Source organism: Streptomyces sp. NPDC043738, assembly GCF_056436545.1.
In genome coordinates, this window is sequence record NZ_JBWKCJ010000001.1 from 353,133 (window position 1) to 375,379 (window position 22,247).

Sequence of the window (22,247 nt, forward strand, 5' to 3'; positions counted from 1 at the left end):
TCCTGGGCGAGCGCCGACCAGGACGGCTCACCTCGTCAGGCGTGCGCCCGCGCCGCCGCGACCGGGGTGGTCTGCCGCGTCCGGTGCCGCAGCGTCGCCGTCCGCGTCGCCACGTCGACGGTGTACGCGTCGATGGTCAGCCGCGCGCCGGACACCTTCAGCACCATGAACCCGTTGTCGGAGAAGTTCTGCCAGGCGGCCGGGTGCCCGAAGTGCGCCTTGCCGTCCTCCGTCTTGGCCGACGCCCCGCAGACCACCTGCCGGGTGCCGCCGGTCCGCGCCGTCGGCTCCAGGATCTGCAGCGTGTGATCGTGACCGGAGAGGATCAGATCGGCCCGCCCGCACACCACCTTCTCGTACATGTCCTTGAGGTGGACGCCGCTGGTGTAGTTCCCGATCTCGAACCCGTCGTACGAACCGGCGCTGCCGTGCTTGCCGTTGTTGAGGTACGGGTGGTGGCCGATGACCACCTTCCAACGGGCCCGCGACGCCTTCAGCGCACGGTCCAGCCAGCTCTGCTGCTCGCGCATGTACGGCCCGTCCCAGCGGTAGTACGGGTCGAGCTGGGCGACGTAGGACGACCAGGGGATCGTGTCGATGGCGAAGAACTCCACCAGCGGGTCGGCCGCCGGCAGCGGGACGCTGTAGTAACGGCCGGGCATGTACCAGCGCTTGGAGGTCCTGGCGTACGCGACCTCGCGGTCACCGCGCGAGGGGTCGCCGCCGCTGCCGGGTATCAGCCCCGAGCAGTCGTGGTTGCCCAGCACCATCAGCCAGGGCACGTCGATGCCGCTGTTGGGCTTTTCGAACTTGTCCTGGAACTCGGAGTCGTCGGCGGACTCCGGGCCGTTCTCGTAGATGTTGTCGCCGAGGCCGACCGCGAGTCCGATGCCCTCGGCCCGGCAGACGTCCCGCGCCGCGGCCGCCACCGCGTACTGCGCCTCGTCCCCCGTGCCGGCGTCACCGGTGACCAGGACGGCGAACTCGCCCTTGCCGTTGGGGTGCTCGGGGAACGGAAAGGCCCCCGGGGTGCCCGGGCGGGTCGCGGCGGAGGCGGGGGACTGGGCCTGCGAGGGCAGCACCGCCAGCGCCGCGCCGGCCATCGCGCCGCCCAGCAGCGTCCGCCGGTTCACCCACTGCGGAACGCGCCCCGTCGTGGGCACCGGGGCCGCCCCGGCCGCCGCGTCCGAGCCGGCCCGCAGCCACTCCCGCTCGGTCATGTCCGCCTGCGGCGGGATCAGTTCATCGTCACACATGGCTGGATTTCTCTCACGGTCGCCAGGGGAGATGGTGACGAAAAGATGAAGCGCACGTGGACGTATGGCGATCAGCGGCGACAGGGCTACGCGTCGGTAACTACGCGTCTCCGGGCGGCGTCAGGGCGTGAGAAAAGCGGACGGAGGGCCGGCGTTCCGGCCGCCGCCGGGCCGGCGCTCAGTGGTTCGCCAGGCGGCGCAGGGTGCGGCCGAGACGGCGGATGTACAGCCGCTGGAAGACGGGGACCAGGGGGCCCGCGAGACGGGTGACGGGCCGGGCCGGGCGACTGAAGGCGGTCACGGTGAACCACACCGAGCCGTCCGCGCGCAGCTCGGTCAGGAACGCCTCCTCGCCGCACTCGGGGTGCCCGTCGCGCGTCCCGTAGGCGAAGCCGACGCGGTCCTCGTCGGCCACCGTCCACACCACCCGGCACGGGGCCCGCAGCCGCAGCGGACCGATGCCCAACGAGACCTCGACGGCGACCCCCGGCGCGGCCCGCGGGGCGTCGGCGCGGATGCCGGTGCCCGCCGCCCGGTGCATCCGGAAGGTGGTGATCGCCTCGCCCGCCGCGGTCAGCACCTCGCGGCCGCGGCCGATCGGCAGCTCCTCGTGGAGGTGGTGGTAGCCGGGCGGCAGCGGGGTGTGCCCGGTGCCGCCCGCCTCGGGGTAGTTCACATCGCTCATGGGGCGCATGGTGTCACCCCGGGTGGACCCTGATTCTCCGGGCCCGGCGGCACCCCGCGGTACCCCCTATGCCCGGTCCGGCTCCCCGTGCCGCCCCGCGCCCGCCGCGAAGCGCGCCGCGCCCGTCATCGCCTCGGCCAGCACCGTCTGCCCGTACCGGAGTTCCGCGGCCAGCGCGGCCGCTTCGTCCCGGCCCTCCTGGTCCAGCAGGGCGGCCCGGTCGCTGCGCAGACACGCCTGCGGGAAACGGGCGATCTCCGCCGCCAGCAGCTCCGCCTCGGCGCGCGCCGTCCCGGTCGGCACCACCCGGTGGACCAGCCCGATGTCCAGCGCCTCCGCCGCCGGGACCGCGCGCCCCGTCAGGACCAGGTCCATCGCACGGCTCGCACCGATCAGCCGCGGCAGCCGCACCGTACCGCCGTCGATCAGCGGCACGCCCCACCGCCGGCAGAACACCCCGAGGACCGCGTCCTCCTCCGCCACCCGCAGATCGCACCACAGTGCCAGCTCCAGCCCGCCGGCCACCGCATGACCGGCCACCGCGGCGATCACCGGCTTGCCCAGCCGCATCCGGGTCGGCCCCATCGGCCCGTCGCCGTCCGGCGCGACGCGGTTGCCGCGCTCGGTGCCCATCGCCTTGAGATCGGCGCCGGAGCAGAACGTCCCGCCCTCGCCCCACAGCACGGCCACCCGCGCCGTGTCGTCGTTGTCGAACTCCCGGAAGGCAGCCGCCAGTTGCTCTGCCGTCGGGCCGTCCACGGCGTTGCGGGACGCGGGCCGGGACAGCACCACCGTCGTCACCGGCCCGGCCCGCTCGATCCGTACCGACATCAGGCCGCGCTCCCGGACGCGTCCGGAGCCGGCGGCCGGACGCGTTCCAGGATCGCCGTCAGATCGACCCCGGCCGGCAGGGTGCCGTACGCGTTGCCCCACTCCCCGTCGAGCCGGGAGGCGCAGAACGCGTCGGCGAGCGCCGGGTGGCTGTGCCGCACCAGCAGCGAGCCCTGCAGCACCAGCGCCATCCGCTCCGCCAGCGACCGCGCCATCAGCTGCGCGCGCTCCGGAGAGGCCAGGCCGCCGAGCATCTTGCGGACCCCGGCCACCGCCGCGTCCAGCCGCCGGTCGGCGCCCGCGGCCGTCTCCACCTCGGCGAAGAACGCATCGAGCGCGGCCGGCTCCTTGCCCAGCGCCCGCAGCACGTCGAGCGCCGCGACATTGCCCGAGCCCTCCCAGATCGACAGCAGGGGCGCCTCGCGGTACAGCCGCGGCATGCCCGAGTCCTCGACATAGCCGTTGCCGCCCAGGCACTCCAGCGCCTCCGCCGCATGGCCGCTGCCCCGCTTGCACACCCAGTACTTGCCGGCCGCCAGTGCCAGCCGGCGCAGCGCCGACTCCCCGGCGTCCCCGGCCTGCGACCTGTCCACCGCCGCGGCCAGCCGCATGCCCAGCAGCGTCGCCGCCTCCGACTCGACCGCCAGGTCCGCCAGCACCGAGCGCATCAGCGGCTGCCGGTCCAACTCCCGCCCGAACGCCCGCCGATGGGCGGTGTGGTGCAGCGCCTGCCGCAGCCCCGCCCGCATCCCGGCCGCCGACCCCAGCACACAGTCCAGCCGGGTCATGTTCACCATCTCGACGATGGTGCGCACCCCGCGACCCGGCTCACCGACCGGCCAGGCCACCGCCTCGTCGTACTCGATCTCGGAGGACGCGTTGGAGCGGTTGCCCAGCTTGTCCTTCAGGCGCATCAGCCGCATCCCGTTGAGCGTGCCGTCCGGCAGCACCCGCGGCAGCAGAAAGCAGCTCAGCCCCTCCTCGGTCTGCGCCAGCGCCAGGAACACATCGCTCATCGGGGCGGAGGTGAACCACTTGTGGCCGGTGATGCGGTACGTGCCGTCGCCGGCCGGCACCGCACGCGTGGTGTTGGCCCGTACGTCGGAGCCGCCCTGCTTCTCCGTCATCGACATACCCGCGATCAGACCCGACTTGGTCAGCGGCGCCCGCAGCCCGAAGTCGTAGGTACGGGCCGCCAGCAGCGGCTCGTACCGCGCGGCCAGGTCCGGGGCGGCGCGCAGCGCGGGGACGGCGGCGTAGGTCATCGAGACCGGGCAGCCGTGGCCCGGCTCGGCCTGCGACCAGACGTAGAACTTCGCGGCGCGCACCAGATGCGCCCCGGCGCGGTCGTCGGTCCACGGCGCCGCGTGCAGCCCGTGCTCCACCGCGACGGTCATCAGCTGATGCCAGGCCGGATGGAACTCCACCTCGTCCACGCGGTGCCCGAACCGGTCGTGGGTGTGCAGCCGGGGCGGCTGCTGCTCCGCCCAGCGGGCCTGGTCCTGCACCGCCGCCGAACCGGCCAGCGCGCCGAGCTCGGCCACCTCCGGCACGCCCCACTCGGCGCCGTCCCGGCGCAGCGCCTCCAGCAGGGCCGGCTCGTCCGCCGTGCTGAACCCGGTCAGCGGCGGGGCCTGGTTCACGACTTCATGGGTGACGGTCATACCGTCGACGTTACAGAAACCAAACAGTCGTGGGAAGAGCGTAATATCGCCCGCGCTCCACGCCCTAGAATTTCCTGCACATATGAACGACCCCGGCACCCACCACGACCCCGACGGCGCCGCCGCGCTCGCGCCGCGGCCCCTCACCGCGCGCTCCATCGTGCTGAGCACCCTGCTCGGCCACCATCCGCCGAGGCTGCCGGTCCGCGCCCTGGTACGGGTCGGTGAACTCTTCGGGATCGCCGAGGGCACCGTCCGGGTCGCGCTCTCGCGCATGGTGGCCGCCGGCGACCTGCGGCAGACCGACGGCTCCTACGAGCTGACCGCCCGCCTGCTGGCGCGCCAGACCCGCCAGGACGAGAGCCGCTCACCCCGGACCCGGCCCTGGCACGGGGACTGGGAGATCGCCGTCGTCACCACCCCGGAAGGCCGGCCGGCCGCCGAGCGCACCGCACTGCGCCAGGCGATGGCGGCGCTGCGGCTGGCCGAGCTCCGCGAGGGCAGCTGGCTGCGCCCCGCCAACCTCGACCGGCCCCGCCCGCCCGTCGTCACCGAGCAGTGCACCTGGCTCAGCGGCACTCCGGACGACGATCCGGCCGCGCTCGCCGCCCGCCTGTGGAACCTGGACGGCTGGGCGGCGCGGGCCGGCGCCCTGATGTCCGCCCTGGACCGCGCCGAGTCTCCCGCCGGGCGCTTCACGGTCGCGGCGGCCGCCCTGCGCCATCTCCTCGCCGACCCGCTCCTGCCGGACGCGCTGCTGCCGCCCGACTGGCCGGGCGGCCGGCTCCGCGCCCGCTACGACGGGTTCGAGCGGGAACTGAGCGATCTGCTGCGGCAGTACCTGGCCGGCTGAGCCCCGCCCGGCGCCCTGACCGGTGGTCACCGGCCGCCCCCCCGGCGGGCCGTCGCCGCGGTGTGCCGGCCGGACCGGCCCGCCCGGCTCACCGCGGCAGCACACACACCGGGACCGGGGCCGCGAACGGCTCTCCCGCGCTCTTGAGCGCCCCGGTCCGTCCGTCCACCGAGAACACCGTCACCGAACCGGACTTCTGGTTCGCCGCGAACAGCCAGCGCTCGTCCGGAGAGAACGCGATCTGCCGGGGGAAGTCCCCGCCCACCGGCACGGTGTCCAGCAGCCGCAGTCGCGCCCCGCGGGCCTCCACGGCGTAGCGGGTGAGGCTGTTGTGACCGCGATTGGCGAGATACGCGAAGCGGCCGTTGCGGGCGACGAGCAGCTGCGCCGGGTAACTGGTGCCCGGGCCGGTCCCCGTGGACTGCGGCGCACCGGGCGTCAGCCGCCCGCTTTCGCGCTCATAGCCGCAGACCACGACCGTGTTGTCGACCTCGTTCGCCAGATACGCGAAGCCGCCGGAGGGGTGGAAGGTCAGATGGCGGGGGCCCGCGCCGGGGCGGAGCGTCGCGTACGACACCTGGACGAGCCGACCGGCCGAGTCGTCCAGCCGGTAGGTGTAGACGGTGTCGTTGCCGAGGTCGACGGCCAGCACATGCCGGCCGTCGGGGGTGGTGACGATCTGGTGGGCGTGCGGCCCGTCCTGGCCGGGGCCGGGCGGCGGGCTGGAGTGGGTGACGAGGTCGGTGCGTTCGCCCAGGGCACCGGTGGCCCGGTCGATCGGGTGGACGGCCACGCTGCCGGAGAGGTAGTTGGCGCTGAGCAGCCAGCGTCCGCCGGGGTGCACGGACAGATGACAGGGCCCGGCGCCGCCGGTGGACCGGGTACCCAGCACCCGGGGCGGGCCGCCGGGAGTCAGCGCGAGGGCGGTCACCCCGCCCCGCTCCTGCTCGTCGACGGCGTAGAGGGTGCGCCCGCCCGGCGCCAGGGCGAGATAGGACGGATCGGCGACCCCGGCCACCACACCGGTGGCGGTGATCCGCCCGGTCGCGGTGTCGTACGTGGCGAGTCCGACGCCGGTGCCGCCGCCCTCCTTCAAGGTGTAGGTCCCCAGGTACAGCGGACGGGAGCGGCGTGCGGGCGGACCCGTGGGGCGTCCGGTCCGGGCCCGCGCGGGGCCGCGGTCCGCCGCCGTCAGCAGTCCCACCCCGGCCGTCATGGTCAGTCCCGCCGCGACGGTCCGCAGAAACCGCCGACGGTCCGCCCCGGCCCCGGACCCCGCTCCCGTACCCGTTGCTGTCATGGCAGCAGGGTGGCCCGCCGCGCCCGACCCGGCAAGAGCCGCAACACGTGATGCAACATGTGCAACGCGATGGCGGAGCCCTTCCGGCGCCGGCCCCTGAGCCTCCCTGAGACCGCCCCGCGCCGTGCTGGAGCCGCTCCGGCGCGGCTTTCGGTCCGGCGACCCTGACGAGCCCCTACATCCTCATGATGACCATGACCCTCCCCGTAGCACTCCAGTCGTACGGCACAACCCATACGCGGACTGATTCGCCGCACCCCCTGCCGCTCGTAGTTTCGTGATCAAGGCACGGAAATGATCGAGAGGCCACGGATCTATGTACGGCAAGGCATTCGCCCCGGAGTACCAGGGCGAGCTGGGCTCGGCGCTGGGTGTGAACTCCTCCTACGAGGAGGTGCTGGCGAAGGCGAGCCGGGCCCACGACCGGGCGGACACCGCACTGGAGCGGGCGCGGGCCGCGCTCGCGGTCGCCGAGGCCAACCGGCGCCTCGGCCGGGTGACGCAGGCCGGCGCCGCCTGGCGGGAGAGCTACCGCAGCGCCCGCGCCGCCGGTGACGCGGGCGCCATGGCCTGGGCACTGTGGAGCGGCGGCACCCTGGCCCGCCAGTGCGGCACCCTGCCGCTGGCCCGCCGGCTGCTCACCCACGCGGTCTCCCTGGCCGACACCGGCGGCGACCGCCTCGCCCACGGCTACTCCCTCGCCGGCCTCGCCGAGACCGGCCGCATACAGGGCGACTACGCCGCGGTCGCCGAGCTCCACGAGCAGCTGCTCGAACAGGGCCGGGCGCACGGCGAGGCCCGGCACATGGTCTGGGCGATGTCCGGCATAGCCCAGATGCACCGCAACACCGGCGACTACGCCAAGGCCCTGGAGCTGTTCGAGGAGTCCGCCCGGATCGCCGAAGCCGGCGAGGACGCCCGCGGCCGTGCCTGGTCGCTGCGGGGGATAGCCGATGTGCTGTCCGTACAGGGAGAGACGGACCGCGCGCTGGAGCTGCTGTCCGAGGCGGAGGGCATCTGCCGCGCGATGGACCTGGCGTCGGCGCTCGCCTACAACCACAAGATGCGCGGCAACGTCCTGTACCGAGCGGGCCGCTACGAGGCCGCCCGTGACACCTACACCCTCGCACTGCAGGAGTTCGGCGAGATGCAGGAGCCGCGCGGGGTCGCGCTCTCCCGCCTCGGGCTGGCCAAGTCCCGCGCCCGCCTGGGCCGCGACCGGGAGGCGACGCTGAGCGAACTGGCCACGCTGGAACGTGACTTCGTCCGCATCGGGCTGCGCCACGCCCGGGACATGGTCATCGCGTTCCGTGCAGAGCTGACCGCGCGACCGGCGGCAGAAACTCGCGCTCCTCGGTGCGATGCCACCACGCTCCGGTCTCCCGCAGTTCCCGCCAGGTCGTGAAGCGGTAGCGGAAGACCCGGGCCCTGATCCTGGCCGGCGGCAGATCGGGGAACGGATTGGTGCGCAGCAGCCGCAGCGTGTCCCGGTCGTTCTCCAGCAGCCGCGCCACGAACGGAACGAACCATGCCCGCGCATAGGCCGGTGACAGCGCGGCGAACCACATCAGCCAGTCCAGCCGCAGATGGTATGGCGCGAACTGGCGCGGCAGCCGCCCGACATCGCCCGGCTTGCCGTGGAACTCATACGCCACCCAGGTCGTGCCGGGCCCGGTCACGGCATCCGCCGTCCCCTCCACCACGATCTCCCGGCGCACCCGCGTGATCGAGCCGAAGGCACCGTACGAATTGACCAGATGCAGTGACTCGTAGGACGTGTTCATCATCTGCTGCCGGGACAGCAGATTGCGCGCCGGGCGGTAGCTGAGCCACAGGACCCCGGCGGTGGCCAGGAGGACCAGGACCTCGAACCACACCGGGGGCGGGGCGAGCCCATGGGACGGCCGGGCCCACAGCGGGGCGGCGGCCGACAGCGCCAGCGCGATGGTCACCCAGTTCAGCCAGGCGAAATTGCCGGAGAGCACCAGCCACAGCTGGGTGACGACCATCGCGGCGGCGGCCCACCCGGCGACCGGCTGGGGGGTGAACAGCAGGACCGGAAGCGCGAGTTGGGCGACATGGTTGGCGGCCACCTCGACCCGGTGCAGCGGCTTGGGCAGATGGTGGAAGAACCAGCTCAGCGGCCCCGGCATCGGCTGGGTCTCGTGGTGGTAGTAGAGGCAGGTCAGATCCCGCCAGCAGCGGTCGCCGCGCATCTTGATCAGCCCGGCCCCGAACTCGACCCGGAAGAGCACCCAGCGCAGCAGCCACATGATCAGCACCGGGGGAGCGGTCTCGGCGTTGCCGAGGAACACCGCGAGCGAGCCCGCCTCCAGCAGCAGCGATTCCCAGCCGAAGCCGTACCAGGTCTGCCCGACGTTCACGATCGACAGATACATCGCCCACAGGGCGGCCCACATCACCATCGACGCCCACAGCGGCACGGCATCCGCGGCCCCGGCCGCCACGGCCGCCGCCAGCAGTGCGCCCGACCACGACCAGAGGGCGAAGAAGCGGTCCGAATAGTGCCAGTGGAAGACCGAGGGCGACGCGCCGAACGGCACCCGCGCCACGAACGCGGGCACCGGCAGCATGCCGCGCGCCCCGATCAGTGCCCGGAACTGCCGCACCGCCGCGAGGAACGCGACCAGATAGAGCACCGCCAGCGTCCGCTGGAAGACGAGCCGCCCGAGCCAGTAACCGGAATCCGAGAACCATGCCACTCGCCCATGGGTAGCACCGCGGCCGCGCGGGTGGGAACACTCCCTCCGCGCGGTCACTCTCCAGCGTGCGGATCGGGGCAAATGCAGCAACGCCAGGGCCATTCGGGTGAGTGATGTGCATCACACATCTCGCCCGATTTCCCCGTCACCACAAGGGGCGGAATTCCCGCCTTCCGACGGCACGGCCATCTCGCCGGAAAACGTCGAGCGCGCCGGCTGCGGCGTCGTTAATCTGAGGGGCGACGGACGACCTTTCTGGGAGACGCCAACACCAATTGGCCCGTCGCGGGAACGCCACAAACCTTGGCCGACCTCCCGGTTTGTGAACAAGGCGCCACCGCGTCGGACCGATACCTCGATGAAGGAGTGCGTGGTGGCAATGCACAAGGCTCAACACAAGCAACCCCGCTTGAAGCGGGGCGAGCGACCAGGTCGTATCAGGGAAGTCCGTAATCTCGAAGTCTGGGACCGCTGCGCACCGGTGCGCCTCGCCGGCTGCGACGACGATCCCGCCGAGCCGTACATCATCCGCGGCATCGACTGATCGACGGATCACTCGGGCGTCGGCCCTGCCCCTGGGGTGTCCCCCCTCCGGGTCAGGGCCGACGCCCGAGCAGGCACAGCAGCCGGGTGAGATCGTCGGCGTCCGCCGGGGCGTCCACCGCGGGAGCGAACAGCCCGGACGCGTCGAGCCCCGCGGCATACGGCTCCACCTCGCGCAGCGCCGCCGTCGCCAGCCGGCCGGGCAGCCGCTCATCGGCCCCGATCGCACGGGACAGATCCCAGGCGTGCACCACCGCGTCGGCCATCATCTGGGTGCAGTACGCGTCGGCCGGGCTGGAGCCGTAGGACAGCGGGACCGTACGACTCAGCGCGCCGCGCTCCGCGAACGCCGCCACGGCGGCCACCGCCGCGCGGTCCCACGCCGCGACCGGATCGTCGCCCAGCACGTCCCCGTCGAAGTCCGAGCCCACCTCCGCGATCGTGGCGCCGTCCCGCACCAGGCGGGGCACCCACAGCTGCTCTGCGGTGAGGTGGTTCACCAGATCGCGCACCGACCACTCCGAGCACGGCGTCGGGCCGTCCCACTGGTCGTCGCGGACGGCGTGCACCCGGCTGCCGAACAGCGCGAGGGCCTCGCCATGGGTCCGCAGGATCTCGTCGTCGCTCATGGTCCCCGAGGATAGGAGCGGGCACCGGCAACCGCCCCCGCGGTGACCCGAACGGCCCAGCCGGGGGCGAGGGATTTCCCGCCCCCGCCCGCCCGGCCGGTACGTCGGTGCGGCCGCGGTCCGTCCGCGTAGATCAGCCCGCGTAGATCAGTCCGCGTAGAGCTGGCTCCGCGGCACGATTTGCTGCTCCTGGCTCGGACTGGACCACAGCAGCTTCAGATGCGCCTCGCCGGTGCGCTCCGTGTGGTCGATCCGGATGCGGTGCCGGTGCCCGGCCTTGAGGGTCACGGTCGCCTTGTCGACCCTGGGGCCGTGCGGGACCGAGCCGTCGATCAGCTGCCGGCCGTCGATCCACAGCCGCACGGTGTCGTCGGAGACGGTGGTGAGGGTGTAGGTCTCGTCGAAGCGCGGCTGGAGGGTGCCGGTCCAGCGGGTGGCGAAGTGATCGGCGGGGATCTTCGGGTCCGGTGAGCCGTCGAAGCGGTAGGACCTGTTCACCGTCGGGTCCACCCCGACCGCCGCGGGCGGGCCGGTGAAGGAGTCGTTCGCCCAGCTCCGCGCCGTCAGCCCGCCGCCCTCGCCGACGGGTGTGGCGGCCGGCGGCCTGATCGTGAGCCGGATGACGCCGACGAGCGGATCGGGGGCGGCACCGGAGGGGGTGAGGTCGAAGCCGTCGCCGGCCCGGGTGACCGTCACCCGCTGGGAGCTGCCCGGCACCCGGGCCGCGGTGATCTCGAAGGGGCCCTTGGCGGTGAGGTGGAGGGAGCCGCCCGGTCCGGGCCAGGAGGTGACGGCTGCGTACAGCTCGTCGCCGCGCCGGGAGACCGCGCCCCAGGGCGGGTCGGCGACCAGCCCGGTGTGCCCGGCCCCGTACACCGCCTCGCCATGGCCGCTCCTCCCCAGCCACCGGCCGACCTCCCGCAGCCGGTCGACGGACGGCTGCGGGATGCGTCCGAGCCTGTCGGGCCCTACGTTGAGCAGGTAGTTGCCGCCGCGGCTCGCCACGTCCAGCAGGTTGTGCACGACCGTCGCCGGCGACTTCCAGTTGGTGTCGTACTTGGCGAACCCCCAGTGGTCGTTGAGGGTCATGCAGCTCTCCCACAGCTGCCCGTCGACCGGCTCCGCGGGGATCTCCTGCTCCGGCGTGCCGAAGTCGCCGTCGACCACCTCGCGTTTGCCGACGCGGTTGTTGACGATCAGGCCGGGTTTCAGGCCGTGCAGATACGCCTGGAGGGCGGCGCCGTCCCGGCGGGACCAGCGGTTGGTGGGGCGGTCCGCGTCCCACTCGCCGTCGAACCACAAAAGCGCCGGGTCGTAATGGTCGATCAGCTCCTTGAGCTGGCCGTACATCCGCTTCTTGTAGCGCGGGAAGGTCGCCGGGTCGGCGAAGTCCGGGTCGTGCCAGTCCCAGATCGAGTAGTAGAAACCGAGCTTGATGCCGGCGGCGTCGGCGGCCTTCTTCAGCTCGGCGAGGATGTCGCGGTGCGGGTCGAAGGAGGAGTGGTCCCGCAGGTTCCAGGAGTTCTGCCGCGTCGGCCACATCGCATAGCCGTCGTGGTGCTTGGAGGTGATGACGATGTAGCGCTGGCCGGCGTCCTCGGCGGCCTTGACGACCGCCTCGGCGTCGAAGGCGGACGGGTCGAAGGCGGCCGCCCGCTTCTCGTACTCCGCCTTGGGGATCGCGCACTCGCGCTGGATCCACTCCGCGTTGCGGCAGACCGTGCCGTCCGGCCGGGTGTACTCGCCCTCCAGGTTCGCGTACGGGCCGAAGTGGATGAACATCCCGAAGCGGTCCTGCCGCCACCACGAGGTGCGCGACGCGGTGAACGGGTCGTCGGTCGCATGGTTGGTGCCGGGCCCGGCGGCGGGCCGCGGCGGGGGCTTCGCGGCGGCTACCGGGCCGCCAACGGCCAGCAGCAGGGCGCCCAGTGCCGCCACGACTACCGGCAGGCGGAACGGTCTTGTGCGGCTGTGCATCGCTCGCTCCTCGGGTCGGGTGTCCACGTCGGTCGGTCGTGCGCATGCCTGCTGTGCCTCCCGCATGGTGCAGTCCGCGCACCCCGACCGGAAGACCCTGGGCGCCATAAACATCGGAGCATCTCGCGGAATCGGCCGAGGAGTTACCGGAGTTGGCGGACAGTAAGCCTGGATACCTCGGATCTCATGCCCTGTCAGGAGCAGATGGCCGAATGCGCGCGGTCGGCGCCCCGCACGCCCCGGCATCCCTGCGGCACCCTGGCGACGATCCGCGATTGCCGGTTCAATGAGCGGCCCGGGCCGCACTCATGGGAGGCACCATGGAAGCCGTCGCCCCACCCGCCGCCGGCGCTCCGGCCATCCGCTGCGCGGGTGCGGAACGCGACTACCCGGCCTTCCTCGAACGGGCGGCGCGGATCGCGACCGGCCTGCGCGCGGCCGGAGTCGAGCCGGGCGACCGGATCGCCGTCGTGCTGCGCAACGAGCCCGCCCATCTGGAGATCACCGCCGGAGCGGCCCTGCTCGGCGCCTGTGCCGTTCCGGTCAACTGGCACTTCCGGCAGGACGAGCTGCGGCATGTGCTCACCGACAGCGGCAGCAAGGTGGTCTTCGCGCACAGCGACCTCCTGGCCGGGGTGACCGCGGTGCTCCCGGAGGGCGTACGGGTCATCGAGGCCGCCGTTCCCGCCGGTGTCGCGGCCGCCTGTGGCTTCACCGCACCGCCGCCCACCGGGGCGTACCCGCTGCTCGATGCGTGGCTGGCCGACCACCCGCCCCTGGACGGGCCCGCGGCCGAGCGCCCGCCCACGGTCATCTACAGCTCCGGAACCACCGGCCGCCCCAAGGGAGTTCTGCGCGAACCGGTCGCTCCGGAGCGGCTGACGGAGGCGGTGCGGCTGTTCCTGGAGTACTTCGCCGTCGAACCCGGAGGCCGTACGCTCATCCCGGCCCCGCTCTACCACGCGTCCCCCAGCCAGCACGCCGTCCTCGCGCTCGCGGCCGGTCTGGACATCACGCTGATGCCGCACTTCGACGCGGAGGAGTTCCTGCGGCTGATCGAACGCCACCGCATCGAGCAGGTCCAGGTCGTCCCCACGATGTTCGTACGGCTGCTCCGGCTGCCCAAGGACGTCCGCGAGCGCTACGACCTGTCCTCGCTCACCTCCGTCGTGCACGCCGCGGCCCCCTGCCCGCCGCACATCAAACACGCCATGATCGACTGGCTGGGACCGGTGCTGCGGGAGTACTACGGCGGCAGCGAGACCGGCGCCGTGACATGGTGCGACAGCCCGGAGTGGCTGGCCCACCCCGGCACCGTCGGACGGCCCAGGGGGACCGGCGCCGTAGCGGACCTGGGCCCGGACGGACAGCCGCTGCCGGCCGGCGCCGCCGGTGACATCTACCTCAAACCCGCCGACGCCTGGCCCCAGTTCACCTACCTCGGCGATCCGGAGAAGCGCGCCGCCATGGAGGCGCCCGGCCTGCCCGGGTACGTCACCATCGGGGACATCGGCCATCTCGACGAGGACGGCTACCTCTACCTCAGCGACCGCCGCAACGACCTGGTCATCTCCGGCGGCGTCAACATCTACCCCGCGGAGATCGAGGGCTGCCTGCTGTCCCTCGAGGGGGTGCGCGACGTGGCCGTGTTCGGCATCCCCGACGAGGAGTTCGGCGAGGTCCTCGCCGCGCATGTGGAGACCGAACACGGTGTGTCGCTGGGCGGTGGGGCGGTGCGCGCGCACGTCGCCGAACGCCTCGCCGGGTACAAGGTCCCCCGGGCGGTGGTCTTCGAGGAGCGGCTGCCGCGCGACGAGTCGGGCAAGCTCTTCAAGCGGCAGCTGCGGGAGCCGTACTGGGCGGGCCACGACGGCGCGATCTGAGCCGGTGGTCAGCCCGCCGGTCGCCCTGCTCGGCAGCCGGCGACTTCGCCGTGCACGGTCCGGGCGAGGGGGCCGTACGACGTGGCCGACCGCCCCACATGGCTCGGGCGATTGGTCCGGTCCAAGTCCTTGACAGGCTTGTCGCGCGTCTCGAATTATGTGCCGCCGGGGGCCGAGGGACAGGAGACGCCCATGGTCGCTGCCCAGCGACGTGCCACGACCCGGGACCTGCGGCGCGGGAACCGCTCCGTACTGCTGTGGACGCTCTACTTCGACGGGCCGATGAGCCGTCAGGAACTCGGCGCGCGCACGGGGCTGAGCCTGACCACCGTCTCCACCGTCGTCGGTGAACTCCTCGGCGAGGGCTTGGTGGTGGAGGCCGGCACGGTCGATTCCGACGGCGGACGGCCGCGGATCCTGCTGCGGGTCGATCCCGGCCGGCGCCGCGTCATCGGTGTGGACGTCGGCGAGACCAGGGTGCGCGTCGGGCTGTACGACCTGACCATGAACGAACGGGCCCGTGCGGACCGGCCGTTGGAGCGCGGCCGGCACGGACCCGGCCCGGTCGTCGAGCGGATCCTCGACGGCCTCGACGAGGTGGTCGCGGCCGCCGCCGTCGACCGCGGCGACGTCCTCGGGGTCGGGGTGGCGGTCTCCGGCGTCGTCGAACGCGTCGCGGCCGGCGAGGGCGGCGCACTGGTGCACGGCCAGACCTTCGACTGGCGCGCCGTACCGCTCGGCCGGATGCTGCGCGAAGGCACCGCGGACCATCCGGGCACCGAGCTCCCGCTGCACATCGAGAACGGGGCCAGGACGCTGGGGCAGGCCGAGATGTGGTTCGGTGCGGGGCGCGGGGCCGACCACGCCGTGATCGCGCTGATCGGTTCCGGCATCGGCGCCGCGGTCGTCGCCAACGGCGGTTTCTACCACGGCGCCACCAGCAGCGCGGGGGAGTGGGGGCACACCGTCGTCCAGGTCGGCGGGCGGCGCTGCCGGTGCGGCGCCCGCGGTTGCCTGGAGGCGTACGCAGGTGCCGAGGGCGTCTTGGACCGCTACCGCCAGGCCCGTCGCGGCCGCCCGGCGCCCGGCGCGGACCAGGAGTCCGCGCTGGCGGCCCTCGTCGCCGCCGCGGAGGAATCGGCCGCGGCCCGCCGGGTGCTGGACGAGACCGCGGTCTACCTCGGTGCCGGCATCGCCAACCTGGTCAATCTCTTCAACCCGCACCGGATCATCCTCGGCGGCTGGGCCGGGCTGCTGCTCGGTGCCCGGCTGCTCCCGCAGATCCGTGCGGCGGTGGCCGGTCAGGCGCTACGGCATCCCGGCGAGCGCACCGGTGTCGAGCTCTGCCGGCTCGGCCCGGATGCGGTGGCGCTGGGCGCCGCGACGCTGCCGGTCGAGCGTTTCCTCGCGGCCGGTGGCACCGTCACCTGACCCGGACGCGCCAGCGGACCGGCTCCCGGGCCGCACCCGTACTGCGGGAAACCCCTTCCCCACCTTCTTCCCCACCTTCTTCCCCACTTCCCTGCCAGACGGGCGGGCCCGGACCCCGGCCGGAAACTCCTCCTCTGACCGGTTGCCGGTCCGCCGCCCCCGCTAAAGTCGGGTCAACAGCGCAGGTGAAACCGCTTCCACAGGGTTCCGGGGGCAGCAGCCGCCCCGGGGGGAGGACACAGTTCGACATGAGCCGCCGTTCCCATGGATTAATGGCCGTCTGGGCCGAGGCGCAGCGCCAGCAGCAGCGCCGGGAGGAAGCCCAGCGCCGCGCGTACGCACAGCACCGACGCGACCAGGAACGGCAGGCCAGGGACGCCGAGCGGGCGATGGCGCGGATGCACCGGGAGCGGCAGGCGGCCTACCGCCGGCAGCGCGAGGCCGATGCCCGCCGGCGGACCGAGGAGCTGGACGCCCGGGTCGCCGCACTGACCGGTCTGCTCGCCGAGGGCTGCCGCGCCCCCGCCTTCACCGCCGCCGCGCTGCTGCGCTCCGAGCGGATCGAGGAGTTCGCGCCGGGCGCCCTGGCCACCCCGGTGCCGATGCCCGACCCGGCCCGCTATCAGGCGCCGACCGGAGGCTGGCACGCCGGAGCCGCCCGCCGCGACCGCGCCCAGGGGGAGGCCCGCGCCCGCTACGAGCAGGACTGGTACGCCGCACAGGCCGCCGAGAGCCGGCGCCAGGCCCAGCTCGCCGCCTACCGCCGGCAGTACGACCAGTGGGCCGCCGCCACACTGGACGGGATCCGGCAGCACAACGCCGGTATCGAGGAGCTGCTCTCCGGCCTGCGCGGCGGCGACGCGGAATCCGCCGTCGAGTACTTCTCCGCCGCGCTGTACGCCTCGACCGCCTGGCCGGAGGGCTTTCCCCGCCAGGTCGCCGCCGCCTACGATCCGACGGCCCGTCAGCTCGTCCTGGACTGGGAGCTGCCCGGCTACGCCGTCGTCCCGGAGAACAAATCCGTCCGGTACATGCCCACCGCCGACCAGGAGAAGGAGACCGCACGGCCCGCGGCGCAGCGCCGCGCGCTCTACCGCGAGGTGCTCGCCCAGAGCATGCTGCTGGTCCTGCGCGACCTCTTCGCCGCCGACACCTACGGCGCGCTGGAATCGGTGGCGCTCAACGGCTTCGTCGACGGGGTGGACCCGGCCACCGGCCGTCCCGCCCAGGTGTACCTCGCGTCCGTCATGGCACCCCGCCGTGCCTTCGACTCCTTCCATCTGGAGCAGGTCGGCGCCGTGGAGTGTCTGACCGACGGGCTGCGCGGGCAGCTCTCCGCGCGCCCCGACCAGCGGAGCGCGGTAAGGCCCGGCCGGCTCCCGGGCGACGTCGGCGGCGGCGCCACCGTCGTCTCGCACGGCACCGACAGCGAGCCGGACCTGTACGAGATGGACCCGATCGTCTTCGAGAACCTGATCGCCGAGCTGTTCCGCGCCATGGGCATGCAGGCGGTGACGACCCAGCGCTCCGGCGACGGCGGGGTCGACGTGGACGCCCTGGACCCGGACCCGATCCGCGGCGGCAAGATCGTCGTGCAGGTCAAGCGCTACCGCAACACCGTCCCGCCGACCGCCGTCCGCGACCTCTACGGCACCGTCCAGTCCGAAGGCGCCAACAAGGGCGTGCTCGTGACCACCTCCCGCTTCGGCCCCGGCGCGCACACCTTCGCCAACGGCAAGCCGCTCAGTCTCATCGCCGGCCCCGAACTCGTCGACCTGCTCGGCCGGTACGGGCTGCGCGGCCGGCTGGGCGCCGCCGACCGGCCCGGCGCCCCCACAACCGACGAGCCCGGGGACCACAACATCCTCGGCATGAACTGGTCCGGTCAGGTCGGCCTCGATGTCTGCGCGCTGGTGTGCAAGGGCACCACGGTCCTCAGCGACGATCACTTCGTCTTCTACAACAACCCCCGCACCCCGGACGGCTCGGTGCGGATGCTGCCCGGCTTCGCCCCCGACCGCGCCGCGATGCAGGTGCACTTCGAGGCGCTGCCGGCGGACGCCGACCGGCTGGTCCTGGTCGCGGCCATCGACCCCCAGGCCGACCCCGAGGCCGATCTCTCCGGCTTCACCGACGCCCGCATCCGGCTGATGGACGCCGCGGGGCAGGAGCTGGGGCAGCTGGAGGTCTCGGACGGCCGTCCCGGCGAGACCGCGCTGGTACTCGGCTCGTTCCGGCAGCGGGCGGGCGGCGACTGGGACTTCGTGATCGGCGGCAAGGGCTACCGCGGCGGCCTGGAGGCGCTGGTACAGGAGTACGGCATCGAGGTCGCCTGAGGGGGGTGGCAGCGGCAGTGACCGCGGCAGCGAGCGGCGGGCCGAGGCCACGCGGGGAATCCGCCCGGCAGCCGGATCTCAGCTCTGCCACAACCGCGCGAGGACGGCGTTCACCTCGTCCGGGCGGTCGCGGTGCGGGAAGTGGTCCGCGCCGGGCACCTGGACGTGGCGGGCGCCGATCGCCTCGGCGAGGTACTCCCCGCAGGCCATCAGCGCGGTGCCGGTGAACTCCCGGTAGTCGGGGTGCGCGGTCTCCCAGGTGCCGTTGACGACGGTCTTGGGCAGGGTCGCCTTGGCCAGCGGCCCGAGCGGCAGCTCCGCGTCCCACACGGGGCGTTCGCGCAGCGCCGAGCGCACCGCGCGCAGCATCCTCGGGGTCGGCTCCGGCACCGGCAGCCCGTACGGCTCGGTGGACCGCCGCAGATGCTCCTGCGGGCTCACCTCCCGGCCGGACTCCCCGAACGCCGCCCGGATCCGCTCCAGCGCCGCCGCGACGGCGGGGTGAGCGGCCGCGGTGCGCAGTGCCGAAGGCTCGATGAGGGTGAGCGAGTGCACCGCCTCCGGGCGGGCCGAGGCGGCCAGCATCACGGCGGCCGCGCCATAGGAGTGGCCGACCAAGTGCGCGCCGCCATCCAGCAGTTCGACGATGTCCTCGGCGTCGGTCGCATAGTCGCTGCGCTCGATGTCCGGGCTGTCGCCGAAGCCCCGCCGATCGACGACTTCGAGGCGGAACATCCCGGCCAGCGGCCGCTGTCCCGCGAAGCACCGTGTGCCCCAGCTCATCGTCCCGTGCACCAGCACCACCCGCGGTGCACCGGGCAACGCCTCGTCCCACACCGTCACATGAACCGGTTCACGCCGTCCGAGCGGTTCGGTATTCATGGGTGCCCAGCGTAGGCCGCGTCCGACGAGTCCGTGACCGGGCCGCGAAAGCCCATGGACCGCCTGCGCGCGGAAGTCCACGAGGCGGTCACAGCCCGGCCAGCTCCGCCAGTACCCGCACCTCCGCCAACTCCTCGGCGCCGCCCTCGGCATCGTCGTGGGCGGCGCTCCACAGTGCGCTCTCCACGCCGCGCGCCGCCGACCAGGCCAGCAGTCGTGCGGGGTCCTCGCCCAGTGCCTCGGCGACCAGGGAGTACCGCTCGCGGAGCACCGGCCGGGGGTCGGGGTGCTCGAAGGGGTCGTCGACCTGGGCCAGCAGCGGCCAGGGGTCGTACGCCGGGTCGCCGACCATCGGCTTGGCGTCGATCGCCAGCCACGGCCGTCGCTGCGCCGCCAGTACGTTGCCCGGGTTGAAGTCGCCGTGCACGACGACCTCGCGGGCGGCCGTCGCCGGAAGCCCGCGCAGCAGATCGGCGCCGAGCGCCACCAGCCCCGGGTCGTAGCCGGGCCGCAGCCGCCGCATCCGTTCTTCGAGGAGGTCGGCCCACTCGGCGCACACCGCGTCCAGCCGCTCCAGTCGGCCGTCGGAAGGAACGGGGGTGTCCCACAGCTCCCGCAGCAGGCCCGCGGCGAGGGTGAGCCGCTCGGCGGGCGGCAGAGGAGCCCGGCCGAGCTCGGTGCCCGGCGTGCACCGTTCGATCAGCAGCGCGCTCCGCTCGCCCGACCGGCGCAGCAGCCGTACGGCGCCGTTGCCGCCCCAGGCGTCCAGCGCCGGGCCCTCGCCGTCGGCCTCGCGGTGCGGCCAGGTCACCTTGAGCACGGCGGGGGTGCCGTCCGGCTGCTCGGCCGGTGCGACCCAGGAGCAGCTGCCGCCGTGGTACGGGGCACCGAGCCGCAGCTCCCAGCGCTCTTCGAGGTCCCGGACGAGCCCCGGCAGCCGCGCCAGCCAGGCCCGCCCGGACGCGGTCCGTCCCATCTGGGCGATCACCGGCAGCCCGGCGGGGAAGCGGTCGTCGTCGGGGGTGCGCACCATCTGGGCAGCGTAACCGCGGGGCTTGCGGCGGTCCGTGCGAGCGCCGGCCGAGGCGCCGTGGACCAGGCCCCGCGGTGCGCCCTCGCCCGCTTCCGGCGCGCACCACCGGGCCGTCCTCCCGTACGACGCGCCGGGCCGGTGTGAAACGCTGGTGGGAAGCGCAGGAGCCGGTCCAGGGAAGGGAGGCGGAGGGCAGTGACGAACGGTGCGGCCGTCCGGGCCCGTAACCCGCGGGGGCAGGGGGAGCGGCTGCGGGAGGAGCTGCTGCGGGCCACCGAGCGGCTCCTGGAGGAGGTCGGCAGCGAGGACGCGCTGTCGCTGCGGGCGGTGGCCCGCGCGGCCGGCGTCGCCGCACCGAGCATCTACCGCCACTTCTCCGACAAGACCGAGCTGGTCTGGGCGACCCTCGAAGTCAGCTATGAGCGGCTGACGGGGGCGATGACCGAGGCGGCCGCGAAGGCCGACGCGGACGATCCGGTGGCGCGGCTGCGCGCCCAGCTGCGCGCCTACTGCCGCTACGCCGTCGCCCACCCCGCCACCTACCGCCTGCTCTACGAGACCCGGCAGACCCCGGTCGGCCCCGAGCGGCTCGCCGGGCACCCGGCCGGGCTGCTGGTGCGCAGCCTGCAGGGGGCGCTGGCGGCGTGCGAGGACGCCGGGTGGCGGGTGCGCGGCTCGCGCACCGAGGCACCGTATGTGCTGTGGTCGTCGGTGCACGGTCGGGTCATGCTCTGGCAGGTCATGCCGAGTCACAAGGACACCCGGCGGCTGGACCGGTTCGTGGACGAGATGCTGCAGCTGCTGCTGGAGCGCTGAGCCGCGCCCGGCGCGCGGCCGATTCCGCACCCTCATCACCACCCCCCCCACACATTTACCTGTGCAGTACACATGTAAGTTTACGGGTGTTAGGCGAACGTCCGGCTCACGGCGCACGCCCCTGCCGGTGTGTGCGCGAAGCCCGATGAGTGAGATGAGACAGATGACCCCTGCCACCTCCCCGGCGCCCCTGCCCGTCGAGCCCCCCAGCGGCTGCCCCTTCGATCCGCCGGCCGCCTTCGGCGCCCTGCGCACCGAGCAGCCGATCTCCAAGATCTCGCTGCCGGACGGCAGTTGGGCCTGGCTGGCCACCCGCTACCCCGACATCCGGGCGATCCTCGGCGACACCCGCTTCAGCTCGGATACCACCGTCCACGGCTATCCGCTCAGCGGAATGACCGGCGGCCCCAGCACCCGCAACCGCGGCTTCATCCGCAGGGATCCGCCCGAGCACACCCGGCTGCGCCGCATGGTCACCCGGGAGTTCATGGTCAAGCGGGTCGAGGCGCTGCGACCGCAGATCCAGCGCATCACCGACGAGCTCTGTGACGCCATGGAGCGCGCCGAGGGCCGCGACCGGGGCGCGGTGGACCTCGTCGAGGCGCTGGCGCTGCCCGTCCCGTCGCTCGTCATCAGCCTGCTGCTGGGCGTCCCTTACGACGACCACGACATCTTCCAGCGGCTCACCGGCAAGCTGCTCTCCCGCACCCTGCCCGACGCCGAGCGCGAGACCGCCCGGCGCGAACTGACCGACTACCTCGACCGGTTGGTCACCGGCAAGGAGGCGGACCCGGGCGACGACATCCTCGGCCGGCTGATCTTCGAACAGCAGCGGACCGGCGAGATCACCCACGACGAGGTGACCGCGTTCGCCGCCCTGCTCCTGATCGCCGGGCACGAGACCACCGCCAACATGATCGGTCTGAGCGCGCTGACCCTGATGCGCGACACCGGGACCGCCGAGCGGCTGCGCCGGGAGCCCGCTCTCCTCCGCGGCGCCGTCGAGGAGTTGCTGCGCTTCCACAGCATCATCCGCAACGGGCCGCGCCGGGTCGCCACCGCCGACATCGACATCGACGGGCACCTCATCCGGGCCGGTGAGGGCGTCGTGGTGGCCGTACCGTCCGCCAACCGCGACGAGAGCGTCTTCCCCGACGCCGACCGCCTGGACGTGTGCCGCCCCAACGCCCAGCACCACGTCGCCTTCGGCTACGGCATCCACCAGTGCCTCGGCCAGGCACTGGCCCGGGTCGAACTCCAGGTCGTCCTGGGCACCTTGCTGCGCCGCTTCCCCACGATGCGGCCCGCGGTACCTCTGCAAGAGATCCCCTTCCGCACCGACATGTCGATCTACGGCTGCCACGCCCTCCCGGTCACCTGGTGACAGCGGGGCCGCCGCCGGGCG

Annotated in this window: 18 protein-coding genes; 8 read left to right on the forward strand and 10 right to left on the reverse strand. The window is 73.3% G+C overall.

The genetic code is table 11. The features are described 5' to 3' along the window. Positions 1 to 35 precede the first annotated feature (35 nt). From AC0680_RS01560 to AC0680_RS01575, 4 genes are all read right to left on the reverse strand, one after another. Complete coding sequence (locus AC0680_RS01560; RefSeq protein WP_478623998.1) at positions 36 to 1,256, reverse strand: metallophosphoesterase; 1,221 nt, start codon at positions 1,254 to 1,256, stop codon at positions 36 to 38. 178 nt (positions 1,257 to 1,434) lie between these two features. Continuing rightward, positions 1,435 to 1,941: a DUF1990 family protein gene (locus AC0680_RS01565; RefSeq protein ID WP_478624000.1), complete on the reverse strand. Its 507-nt coding sequence runs from the start codon at positions 1,939 to 1,941 to the stop codon at positions 1,435 to 1,437. 66 nt (positions 1,942 to 2,007) lie between these two features. Continuing rightward, a complete protein-coding gene (locus tag AC0680_RS01570) occupies positions 2,008 to 2,772 on the reverse strand; it encodes a crotonase/enoyl-CoA hydratase family protein (protein WP_478624003.1) in 765 nt (254 codons plus the stop codon). Then, entirely contained in the window at positions 2,772 to 4,436 is a 1,665-nt protein-coding gene (locus AC0680_RS01575) for an acyl-CoA dehydrogenase family protein (RefSeq protein ID WP_478624005.1), read from the reverse strand. The genes AC0680_RS01570 and AC0680_RS01575 overlap by 1 nt, the downstream gene beginning before the upstream one ends. Positions 4,437 to 4,518: 82 nt before the next feature. Here AC0680_RS01575 and AC0680_RS01580 point away from each other — a divergent pair, with 82 nt between their 5' ends. Then, positions 4,519 to 5,289: a PaaX family transcriptional regulator C-terminal domain-containing protein gene (locus tag AC0680_RS01580; protein WP_478624007.1), complete on the forward strand. Its 771-nt coding sequence runs from the start codon at positions 4,519 to 4,521 to the stop codon at positions 5,287 to 5,289. An 88-nt stretch (positions 5,290 to 5,377) separates the two neighbouring features. Here AC0680_RS01580 and AC0680_RS01585 read toward each other — a convergent pair whose 3' ends face one another. Further along, positions 5,378 to 6,589 (reverse strand): lactonase family protein, encoded by a 1,212-nt coding sequence (locus AC0680_RS01585; protein WP_478624010.1) that lies wholly within the window; start codon positions 6,587 to 6,589, stop codon positions 5,378 to 5,380. Positions 6,590 to 6,905: 316 nt separating this feature from the next. Between AC0680_RS01585 and AC0680_RS01590 the strand changes: the two genes are divergently transcribed. Next, positions 6,906 to 7,994 carry a tetratricopeptide repeat protein gene (locus AC0680_RS01590; RefSeq protein WP_478624012.1) on the forward strand — a complete coding sequence of 363 codons (1,089 nt, stop codon included), beginning with the start codon at positions 6,906 to 6,908 and terminating at the stop codon, positions 7,992 to 7,994. On the opposite strand, the gene AC0680_RS01595 is transcribed toward AC0680_RS01590, so the two are convergent. Continuing rightward, positions 7,888 to 9,312: a lipase maturation factor family protein gene (locus tag AC0680_RS01595; protein WP_478624014.1), complete on the reverse strand. Its 1,425-nt coding sequence runs from the start codon at positions 9,310 to 9,312 to the stop codon at positions 7,888 to 7,890. The two genes, AC0680_RS01590 and AC0680_RS01595, sit on opposite strands and share 107 nt — an antisense overlap. Before the next feature lie 373 nt (positions 9,313 to 9,685). Between AC0680_RS01595 and AC0680_RS01600 the strand changes: the two genes are divergently transcribed. Beyond that, complete coding sequence (locus tag AC0680_RS01600) at positions 9,686 to 9,856, forward strand: hypothetical protein (protein ID WP_384429709.1); 171 nt, start codon at positions 9,686 to 9,688, stop codon at positions 9,854 to 9,856. Between the two features lie 52 nt (positions 9,857 to 9,908). Here the strand turns inward: AC0680_RS01600 and AC0680_RS01605 are convergent, their stop codons facing one another. Together AC0680_RS01605 and AC0680_RS01610 are read right to left on the reverse strand one after the other, a co-directional pair. Then, the gene (locus AC0680_RS01605) at positions 9,909 to 10,484 is read right to left on the reverse strand and encodes a TIGR03086 family metal-binding protein (RefSeq protein ID WP_478624016.1); all 576 of its coding nucleotides are present in this window, start codon (positions 10,482 to 10,484) and stop codon (positions 9,909 to 9,911) included. A 147-nt stretch (positions 10,485 to 10,631) separates the two neighbouring features. Continuing rightward, positions 10,632 to 12,461: an alpha-L-fucosidase gene (locus AC0680_RS01610; protein WP_478624018.1), complete on the reverse strand. Its 1,830-nt coding sequence runs from the start codon at positions 12,459 to 12,461 to the stop codon at positions 10,632 to 10,634. 320 nt (positions 12,462 to 12,781) lie between these two features. On the opposite strand from AC0680_RS01610, the gene AC0680_RS01615 reads away from it, so the two are divergent. The 3 genes from AC0680_RS01615 (at position 12,782) to AC0680_RS01625 (ending at position 18,111) form a co-directional block, all read left to right on the forward strand. Then, positions 12,782 to 14,344, forward strand: a complete 1,563-nt coding sequence (locus tag AC0680_RS01615; RefSeq protein WP_478624021.1) for an AMP-binding protein — start codon at positions 12,782 to 12,784, stop codon at positions 14,342 to 14,344. Between the two features lie 192 nt (positions 14,345 to 14,536). Then, positions 14,537 to 15,775 carry an ROK family transcriptional regulator gene (locus tag AC0680_RS01620; protein ID WP_478624023.1) on the forward strand — a complete coding sequence of 413 codons (1,239 nt, stop codon included), beginning with the start codon at positions 14,537 to 14,539 and terminating at the stop codon, positions 15,773 to 15,775. 248 nt (positions 15,776 to 16,023) lie between these two features. Continuing rightward, complete coding sequence (locus AC0680_RS01625) at positions 16,024 to 18,111, forward strand: restriction endonuclease (RefSeq protein ID WP_478624024.1); 2,088 nt, start codon at positions 16,024 to 16,026, stop codon at positions 18,109 to 18,111. A gap of 78 nt (positions 18,112 to 18,189) precedes the next feature. Here the strand turns inward: AC0680_RS01625 and AC0680_RS01630 are convergent, their stop codons facing one another. Together AC0680_RS01630 and AC0680_RS01635 are read right to left on the reverse strand one after the other, a co-directional pair. Then, the gene (locus AC0680_RS01630) at positions 18,190 to 18,993 is read right to left on the reverse strand and encodes an alpha/beta fold hydrolase (RefSeq protein WP_478624026.1); all 804 of its coding nucleotides are present in this window, start codon (positions 18,991 to 18,993) and stop codon (positions 18,190 to 18,192) included. An 88-nt stretch (positions 18,994 to 19,081) separates the two neighbouring features. Then, positions 19,082 to 20,026 carry an aminoglycoside phosphotransferase family protein gene (locus AC0680_RS01635; protein ID WP_478624028.1) on the reverse strand — a complete coding sequence of 315 codons (945 nt, stop codon included), beginning with the start codon at positions 20,024 to 20,026 and terminating at the stop codon, positions 19,082 to 19,084. A 195-nt stretch (positions 20,027 to 20,221) separates the two neighbouring features. On the opposite strand from AC0680_RS01635, the gene AC0680_RS01640 reads away from it, so the two are divergent. Together AC0680_RS01640 and AC0680_RS01645 are read left to right on the forward strand one after the other, a co-directional pair. After that, on the forward strand, positions 20,222 to 20,842 hold the full coding sequence (locus AC0680_RS01640) for a TetR/AcrR family transcriptional regulator (RefSeq protein ID WP_478624029.1): 621 nt from the start codon (positions 20,222 to 20,224) through the stop codon (positions 20,840 to 20,842). A 163-nt stretch (positions 20,843 to 21,005) separates the two neighbouring features. After that, positions 21,006 to 22,226, forward strand: coding sequence for a cytochrome P450 (locus AC0680_RS01645; protein WP_478624030.1), 1,221 nt, complete (start codon positions 21,006 to 21,008; stop codon positions 22,224 to 22,226). Positions 22,227 to 22,247: the final 21 nt, after the last annotated feature.

What these genes read in the sequence shown, in the direction of transcription:
- AC0680_RS01560 (WP_478623998.1), bottom strand. Translation starts at nt 1,256, where the DNA reads ATGTGTGACGATGAACTGATCCCGCCGCAGGCGGACATGACCGAGCGG.
- AC0680_RS01565 (WP_478624000.1), bottom strand. Translation starts at nt 1,941, where the DNA reads ATGAGCGATGTGAACTACCCCGAGGCGGGCGGCACCGGGCACACCCCG.
- AC0680_RS01570 (WP_478624003.1), bottom strand. Translation starts at nt 2,772, where the DNA reads ATGTCGGTACGGATCGAGCGGGCCGGGCCGGTGACGACGGTGGTGCTG.
- AC0680_RS01575 (WP_478624005.1), bottom strand. Translation starts at nt 4,436, where the DNA reads ATGACCGTCACCCATGAAGTCGTGAACCAGGCCCCGCCGCTGACCGGG.
- AC0680_RS01580 (WP_478624007.1), top strand. Translation starts at nt 4,519, where the DNA reads ATGAACGACCCCGGCACCCACCACGACCCCGACGGCGCCGCCGCGCTC.
- AC0680_RS01585 (WP_478624010.1), bottom strand. Translation starts at nt 6,589, where the DNA reads ATGACAGCAACGGGTACGGGAGCGGGGTCCGGGGCCGGGGCGGACCGT.
- AC0680_RS01590 (WP_478624012.1), top strand. Translation starts at nt 6,906, where the DNA reads ATGTACGGCAAGGCATTCGCCCCGGAGTACCAGGGCGAGCTGGGCTCG.
- AC0680_RS01605 (WP_478624016.1), bottom strand. Translation starts at nt 10,484, where the DNA reads ATGAGCGACGACGAGATCCTGCGGACCCATGGCGAGGCCCTCGCGCTG.
- AC0680_RS01610 (WP_478624018.1), bottom strand. Translation starts at nt 12,461, where the DNA reads ATGCACAGCCGCACAAGACCGTTCCGCCTGCCGGTAGTCGTGGCGGCA.
- AC0680_RS01615 (WP_478624021.1), top strand. Translation starts at nt 12,782, where the DNA reads ATGGAAGCCGTCGCCCCACCCGCCGCCGGCGCTCCGGCCATCCGCTGC.
- AC0680_RS01620 (WP_478624023.1), top strand. Translation starts at nt 14,537, where the DNA reads ATGGTCGCTGCCCAGCGACGTGCCACGACCCGGGACCTGCGGCGCGGG.
- AC0680_RS01625 (WP_478624024.1), top strand. Translation starts at nt 16,024, where the DNA reads ATGAGCCGCCGTTCCCATGGATTAATGGCCGTCTGGGCCGAGGCGCAG.
- AC0680_RS01630 (WP_478624026.1), bottom strand. Translation starts at nt 18,993, where the DNA reads ATGAATACCGAACCGCTCGGACGGCGTGAACCGGTTCATGTGACGGTG.
- AC0680_RS01635 (WP_478624028.1), bottom strand. Translation starts at nt 20,026, where the DNA reads ATGGTGCGCACCCCCGACGACGACCGCTTCCCCGCCGGGCTGCCGGTG.
- AC0680_RS01645 (WP_478624030.1), top strand. Translation starts at nt 21,006, where the DNA reads ATGACCCCTGCCACCTCCCCGGCGCCCCTGCCCGTCGAGCCCCCCAGC.